This is a genomic window from Streptomyces sp. 13-12-16 (assembly GCF_002114215.1).
In the GTDB taxonomy this organism is placed as follows: Bacteria; Actinomycetota; Actinomycetes; order Streptomycetales; family Streptomycetaceae; genus Streptomyces.
In genome coordinates, this window is sequence record NZ_NCTE01000006.1 from 1 (window position 1) to 7,011 (window position 7,011).

The following is a 7,011-nucleotide window of genomic DNA, read 5'->3' on the forward strand; positions in this document are numbered from 1 at the left end:
AGCCCGGCCAGGAGCAGCGGGCGGCGGGCGGCGGACAGGAGGGGGAGGACCTCGTCGATCTCGTCGGGCTCGTCGAGTTCCTTGGCTTCTTCGGGGAGGGTCTGCGGCGGTGGCGGTGCCATGGGTACGGGTACGGCGGACAGTTCGCGGTCGGTCAGGTCGCCGGGCAGGAACAGTGCCACGGGGCACTGGGCGGTGGTCGCGGTGCGCACGGCCCGTACGGTCTCCTCCACCGCCGTGTCCGGGTCCGTCGGACGTACGACGGGCACCCCCAGGGAGGCGGCCAGGGCGCTCTGGTCGATGTCGTGGGCGCGCGGGCCCGCCACCGGGGCGTCGCCGCACAGCAGGACCACGGCGCTGCGGTTCTTGGCGGCCTCGGCCAGCGCGGTCGCCGTGTTGGCCAGCCCCGGCCCGTGCGTGGTCGTGCACACGGCCACCCGCCCGGTGGCCCGGAAGTAGGCGTCGGCCATGGCCATCGCGCCGCCCTCGTGCCGGGCCGCCGTGTAGTGCACACCGGCCCGTGTCAGCGCGGCGGTGGCCAGGATGTTGCCGCCGCCGACCAGACCGAAGGCGTGGTCGATGCCGCAACCGGCCAGGGCCTGGGCGACCGCGGTCGCGAATGTCGTCATCACTCGGCCTCTTCCGGGTCAGGCCAGTTCGAAGATGACCTCTCCCACGGTCATCTCGATGCGGTTGGTGCGCACCAGCTCCCAGCCGCCCTCGGCGAAGACGGACTCCCAGTCGGCGACGGTGGGCAGGAACGTGCCCATCAGGTCGTGGCCGAGCTCGAAACCGAGGGTGAAGACGGGCAGTTCGGTGTCGGGCAGGTCGGTGCGGGTGGCGTCGCCGATCAGCAGCCGGCGGGCGGACGGGAAGGCCTCGCGCAGCCGTCGCAGGGTGGCGATCGCGTTCTCGCGCCGGCCGTCCCGCCAGAAGTCGTGGCCCATCATGAAGCACGTCAGCAGCTCCACGTCGGCGTACTCGGGCCGCGGTTCGAGGCTCAGGACGTCGCCGTGCAGGAACGCGGTGCGGTCGGCCAGGCCCGCCGCGTCCGCCTCCGCGCGCGCCACCTCCAGCGCGGGCCGGGCGATGTCGATGCCCGTCCCGGTGGTGCCGGGGTGGCGGTCGAGGATCTGCATCAGCCGGGCCCCGCTGCCGCAGCCGAGGTCGGCGACCCGGGTGAAGGGGAACTCCACCCGTCCCATCGCCGCCCAGAACGCGGGGGCGTAGGTGACCTGGTCGATCTCGCGGCAGGCGAAGGCGATGGCGGCGGAGTCACGCCGGTAGAAGGAGCCGGTGCGGTTCTCGTTGCGCAGCACGGCCGGGATCTGCTGGAAGAGCTCCGCGCTGCCCCGGGCCAGCCAGTGGAAGAAGGACTTGTTGCGGTACATCTCGTCGAAGCCGTCCAGCGCGGTGACGACCGTGCCCTCGCGCCGCACCAGGCCCACCGCGGACAGCGCGCGGAACAGGCCCGTGGTCGACGCGGGGTCCAGGCCGCCGCGGTCCGCGAAGTCGGCGGTGTCCAGGGTGCGGGCGCGGTGCAGCTCGTCGAGTGCGCCGATCTCCCACGCCGCGGCGATGGCCCAGGCGGCCACGGCCGAGTTGAAGAGCGAGGCAATGCCGCGCGTGTTGCTCTGTGCGATGTCCACCGTCACTGCTCAGCACCTCATCCGGGAGAAGGTCCGGGCGCCTTGCCCGCGGCGACCATGCTCTGCGGAGGGGGTGGGTGGGGGCATCTCTGAGGCTGCTCAGCCGCTGGCGCGGGGGCGGTGGTGGCCCCGGGCCCTGTTCGTGGGGTGCCCGGTGTTGGTGCGGGGGTGGTCGTGCTGACCGGGGCCTTGCGGGTGCTCCGCGTCGGTGTGGGCCGGGGGTGGGTTGCGCAGCCCGGCGCTTGCGGGGTGCCGTCGCGCCCACCCGTGCCGCCCTGCGGCACGATTGCCCGCGGAGAGCGCGGAGAGCGCGGAGAGCGCGGAGAGCGGCGGGAGCGTTCTCAGGCGGTCTGTACGGGTGTCTGTTCCTGTTCGCGGGAGCGGCGGTCCTCGCGTACGCGGAGGAGGGAGCGGTACAGGAGGATCGCGGCCAGGCCGGCCGTGCCGTAGAGGAGGCTCATGGCCAGGGACGGGACGAAGGCGCCCAGCGTGACGCACAGGGAGGCCACGAGCAGGCCGACCCGGGCGTTGAGGGCGTAGGCGGCCATGTACTTGGTGCGGGCCTCGGGGTCGACGAGGTCGGCCAGCAGCGCCTGGCGCACCGGGACCGCGGCGATCTCGCCCACGGTGAGCACCACGGCCGCGGCGATGAGCACCCAGCCGGTGTTGCTGACCGCCCAGACCATGTAGCCGACGGCGAAGACGGTGATGCCGGCGTACAACCGCGCCCGGTCGCTCAGCCGGGTCAGCAGGCTCTTGGCGAACAGCACCAGCACCACCACCAGGGCGGCGTTGACCGCCCGCAGGATGCCGAGCATCGCCGTGCCGTCCACGGCGGGCGCCCAGGAGCCGAACCGGGCGAGGACCTGGGTGGGGAACTCGTCGGCGAGGCGGACGGCGATGTAGTAGCCGATCTGCATCTCGACGGACGAGATCAGCGCCGCCGCGACCAGCACCCGCAGGAAGACCGTGTCGCGGGCGACGGCCAGGTAGCCGCGCAGCATGGCCCCGACACCGCGGGCGACGTCCTTGCCGGTGCGCGGCGCGGTCTCGCTGAGCCAGCGTGCGATCACGGCCGTGGTCAGCGCGCTCAGCACGGCCGCGCCCGTCAGCAGCCGGGCGAAGTGGCCCTCGTAGAAGAAACCGCCGATGAGCGCGCCGACGGTGAAGGCGAGGTTCACCGACCAGTAGTTGATCGTGTAGACGAGCGGCCGGCTCTCGGGCGTGGAGACGTCGACCATCATCGCCTCGGCGGCGGGGGTGGCCAGCTGCGCGCAGCAGGTGTTGAGCAGGAACAGCGCGAACGTCGCCCAGCCGGAGGACCACCAGGGCGAGTTGACCAGCGCCAGCAGGGCGAAGCTCAGGGTCGCGCCGAGTTCGCCGGCCACCAGCACCGGGCGCCGCCCGTACACGTCGGCGAGGTGGCCGCCGAGGAAGTTCGAGGCGATGCCCGCACCGGCGACCGCCAGGGTCAGCGCACCGGCCGCGGCGGGCCCGTACAGCTCCGAGAGCCGGATCACCAGCAGCGGCATCAGCATGACGGCCAGCAGGCGCTGGACGAATCCGACGCCGATGCGCAGCCGGATGTTGGGGTGCAGCTCGCCGATCTTCATGGGGGCCCTTTCGCGCGGGTGAATCCGCCTGCTGAGGGGAATTCGGCAGCGGCGCAAGGTGGTTCGGGATTCCCCGAGCCCACCACGCCGGCCGCCGGGGCGGCAAGGAGGGGGACCGGGGTGCCGACGACTTGAACAGGTCGGGCCCGCCGCCCCCTCCGGACGGCCTGTCGCCCCTTCCGGACGGCCCGCCGCCCCTTCCGGACGGTCCGGAGGGCGAGTTGGCCAAGTCGTCGCACTCGTGTGGGAAGCCATGGCCGGAAGCGAACGCTCCGTGGTTTGCTCGGTGCCGTCCAGTCCGGCCGCCCCTGCTCTGCGCTGCCGGCAACCGCTCCCGTGGCCGGTCCGCGCCCCCTTTCTCTCCCCGGGCGGCGGACCGTGAGACCCATCCCGGGAGACGCGGACTTCTGAACGAGTTCGGAAGGAAAACCGGTGTCCCCTTTTGACATACGCAGAATCGGCGGCCGTATCGGCGCGGAGGTGACGGGCGTCGACCTCTCCACGGAACTGTCGGATTCGGTCTTCGGCCAGATCCACGAGGCGTTCCTGGAACACAAGGTGCTCTTCTTCCGCGACCAGGAGATCACCGACGCGCAGCAGCTCGCCTTCGCCGGCCGGTTCGGGCCGCTGACGCAGAAGCACCCCATGATGCGGACCGTCGACGCCGCCGCGCAGGTGATCCCGGTCGACGGCGAGGACCAGCGCGCCGACCACTGGCACACCGACATCAGCTTCACCACCGCCCCCTCCCTGGGCACCACGCTGCGCAGCGTGGTGCTCCCGCCGTACGGGGGCGACACCCTCGTGGCCAACGCGGCCGCGGGGTACAAGGACCTGCCCGCCGAGCTGCGGGAGATCGCCGACCGGCTGTGGGCCGTGCACACCAACCACGCCGAACAGCCGCGCCTGGGCACCGAGCGCGGCGAGGAGGTCCGCAAGGCCTTCCTGGCCCGCCGGTTCGAGACCGCCCACCCCGTGGTCCGGGTCCATCCCGAGTCCGGCGAGCCGGTCCTCTTCCTCGGCGGTTTCGCCCAGTGGCTGGTCGGCCTGACGCCGCGCGAGTCGCGCCCCATCCTCGACGTGCTGCAGTCCTACGTACGGCGCCCGGAGAACACCGCGCGCTGGACCTGGCGCCCCGGTGACGTCCTCATCTTCGACAACCGCGCCACCCAGCACTACGCCGTCAACGACTACGACCGCCACCGGCGCGTGCTGCACCGGGTCTCCATCAACGGCGACGTGCCGGTGGGCCTGGACGGGAAGCGGAGCTACGCCATCGAGGAGGGCGAATGAGCGGCCTCCGCGCCCAGGAGCCGGGGTCCTTCGCCCAGCGCCTGCGCGACCGCGAACGGCTCGTCGGCTACTGGATCGCCCTGAACGACCCGGCCGCCACCGAGCGCATCGCCGGCCTGGGCTACGACTACCTCGGCGTCGACGGCCAGCACGGCGTCATGCACCAGCCGGGCTGGCAGGCCGCGATGCTCGCCGTCGACGCCCGGGGCCGCTCCGCAGGGATCATCCGGGTCCCCTCGCCGGACCCGGTGGCCATCGGCGTCGCCCTCGACACCGGCGCCCGCGGCGTGGTCGTGCCCATGGTCGAGACGCCCGAGCAGGCCCTCACCGTCGTACGCGCCTGCCGTCACCATCCGGCGGGGACCCGGAGTCTGGCCGGGCCGGTGCGCGCGGGGCTGCGCCTCGGCGACGTGCCCGCCGAGATCGACGACCAGGTCGCCTGCATCGTCATGATCGAGACCGCGGCCGCGCTGGAGAACCTGGACGCCATCTGCGCCACCGAGGGACTCGACGCCGTCTACGTCGGCCCCGCGGACCTCTCCGCGGCCCTGGGCGCCCGCTGGTTCGGCGATCCCGCGACCGCCGACGCGCTCGAGGCCGCGCTGGTCCGCGTCACCGACGCCGCCGACCGGGCCGGCATCGCCTGCGGCATCCACGTCCTGGACGGCGAGAGCGCCGCCAAACGGCTCGCCGAGGGGTTCACCTTCGCCACCGTCTCCAGCGACATCACCCACCTGCAGCAGGCCGCGGCCCGTCACCTGACGGCCGCCGGAGGGCACCTCGCCGCCTGAACCGGCCGCCGTACCACACGACTTGGGGGAACAGTGACGACAGACACGGACCTGCGGCCCGGCCGGGCCGCCTCCATCGCCCGGTCGCTGGAGGACCTGGTCGGCGGCACCCCGCTGCTGCGGGTCGACCTGCCGGGCCTCACCGACGGCGTGACCCTGCTCGCCAAACTGGAGATGCTCAACCCGCTCTCCAGCGTCAAGGACCGGGCCGCGCTCGCCATGATGCGCGCCGCCGAGGAGTCCGGACGGCTGCCCGCCACCGGCGGCACCGTCATCGAGTGCTCCTCGGGCAGCACCGGCATCTCGCTGGCCGCCCTGTGCGCCCGGCGCGGCCACCGCTGCGTCATCGTCATGCCCGACAACGCCACCGAGGAACGCCGCCTGATCCTGCGCGAACTGGGCGCCGAGGTGGTCCTGGTCCCGCACGGGGACGGCCTCATGGCCGCCTGGGCGCACGCCGAGGAGCTCCAGCGCTCCCTGCCCGGCTCGTGGGTGCCGCACCAGGACACCAACCCGGCCAACGTCCGCGCCCACTACGACACCACAGGACCGGAGATCTGGGAGGCCACCGGCGGCCGCGTCGACGTCCTGGTGTGCGGGGTGGGCACCGGCGGCACCCTCACCGGAACCGCCCGCTACCTCAAGGAACGCACCGACGTGCACGTCGTCGCCGTCGAGCCGGCCCGCTCCGCGGTGCTGTCGGGCGGCGAGCCGGGCCCGCACGGCATCCCCGGCATCGGCGCCGGCTACGTCTCCGAGATCACCGACCTCACCCTCGTCGACGAGGTCCTCGCCGTGCCCGACGAGGCGGCGGCCGCCACCGTACGCGACGTGGTGCGCGCCACCGGCCTGCCCGTCGGGGTGTCCTCCGGGGCCGCCGCGTGGGCCTCCCGGACCGTGGCCGCGCACCCCCGCTGGGCGGACGCCACGGTCGTCACCGTCTTCCCCGACAGCGGGGAGCGCTATCTGTCGACGACGCTCCGCTGACCCGTCGTCCCCGCACGGAAAGACAGGCAGACATGTGCCGGATCCACGGCTACTTCAACGCGGTGGCCACACCGCACGAGATGTGCACCGTCGCCGCCCTCCAGCGGCACGGCGGCCCGGACGCGACCGGCATGACCCGGGCCCCCGGCTGGGGCCTGGGCTACGACCGGCTCGCCGTCGTCGACCCGCACGGCGGACAGCAGCCGTACGGGCTCGGGGGCCCCGTCCAGGCCGTGTTCAACGGGGAGATCTACAACCACGACGAGCTGCGCCGCCGGCTGCGCGCCCGCGGCCACACCTTCGCCGACCGCTGCGACGGCAACGTCGTTCCCGCCCTCTACCTGGAGTACGGCGAGGACTTCACCGAACACCTCGACGGCATGTACGCCGTCGCGCTGGTCGACCGGCGCGGCGAGGTGCCCCGGCTGCTGCTGGCCACCGACGAGATCGGCATGAAGCCGCTCTACCTCAGGTGGGACGAGGCCGCCCGCTCCCTGCACTTCGCCTCCGAGATCCCCGCCCTGCTGGGCTTCGGCCCGGTCGGCGCCCGGATGCGGGACACCGCGCTGGACGCCTACCTGGCCACCCGTACGCCCTTCGGCGAGCGGACCATGTTCGAGGACATCGAGGTGCTGGCCCCGGGCACCACGCTCGTGTGCGACCTGGGCGGCACGCCCC

Annotated in this window: 6 protein-coding genes and 1 pseudogene; 4 read left to right on the forward strand and 3 right to left on the reverse strand. The window is 73.3% G+C overall.

The annotated features are described in order from the left end of the window. From B7767_RS00255 to B7767_RS00265, 3 genes are all read right to left on the reverse strand, one after another. The coding region (locus B7767_RS00255; protein ID WP_256923265.1) for a thiamine pyrophosphate-binding protein at positions 1–629 on the reverse strand (629 nt) is incomplete at its 3' end. Positions 630–647: 18 nt separating this feature from the next. After that, complete coding sequence (locus B7767_RS00260) at positions 648–1,655, reverse strand: cyclopropane-fatty-acyl-phospholipid synthase family protein (RefSeq protein WP_073936204.1); 1,008 nt, start codon at positions 1,653–1,655, stop codon at positions 648–650. A gap of 335 nt (positions 1,656–1,990) precedes the next feature. After that, complete coding sequence (locus tag B7767_RS00265; RefSeq protein WP_085570282.1) at positions 1,991–3,262, reverse strand: MFS transporter; 1,272 nt, start codon at positions 3,260–3,262, stop codon at positions 1,991–1,993. 432 nt (positions 3,263–3,694) lie between these two features. Between B7767_RS00265 and B7767_RS00270 the strand changes: the two genes are divergently transcribed. The 4 genes and pseudogenes from B7767_RS00270 to B7767_RS00285 form a co-directional block, all read left to right on the forward strand. Then, the gene (locus B7767_RS00270) at positions 3,695–4,555 is read left to right on the forward strand and encodes a TauD/TfdA family dioxygenase (RefSeq protein WP_085570283.1); all 861 of its coding nucleotides are present in this window, start codon (positions 3,695–3,697) and stop codon (positions 4,553–4,555) included. Then, positions 4,552–5,346 (forward strand): HpcH/HpaI aldolase/citrate lyase family protein, encoded by a 795-nt coding sequence (locus tag B7767_RS00275; protein WP_085570284.1) that lies wholly within the window; start codon positions 4,552–4,554, stop codon positions 5,344–5,346. The genes B7767_RS00270 and B7767_RS00275 overlap by 4 nt, the downstream gene beginning before the upstream one ends. A gap of 33 nt (positions 5,347–5,379) precedes the next feature. Further along, positions 5,380–6,333: a PLP-dependent cysteine synthase family protein gene (locus B7767_RS00280; RefSeq protein ID WP_256923266.1), complete on the forward strand. Its 954-nt coding sequence runs from the start codon at positions 5,380–5,382 to the stop codon at positions 6,331–6,333. Between the two features lie 32 nt (positions 6,334–6,365). After that, positions 6,366–7,011, forward strand: a pseudogene (locus B7767_RS00285) (asparagine synthetase B); the annotation flags it as partial.

Excerpts from the sequence above, each read along its gene's own strand:
- B7767_RS00275 (WP_085570284.1), top strand. The coding sequence starts at position 4,552 with ATGAGCGGCCTCCGCGCCCAGGAGCCGGGGTCCTTCGCCCAGCGCCTG.
- B7767_RS00265 (WP_085570282.1), bottom strand. The coding sequence starts at position 3,262 with ATGAAGATCGGCGAGCTGCACCCCAACATCCGGCTGCGCATCGGCGTC.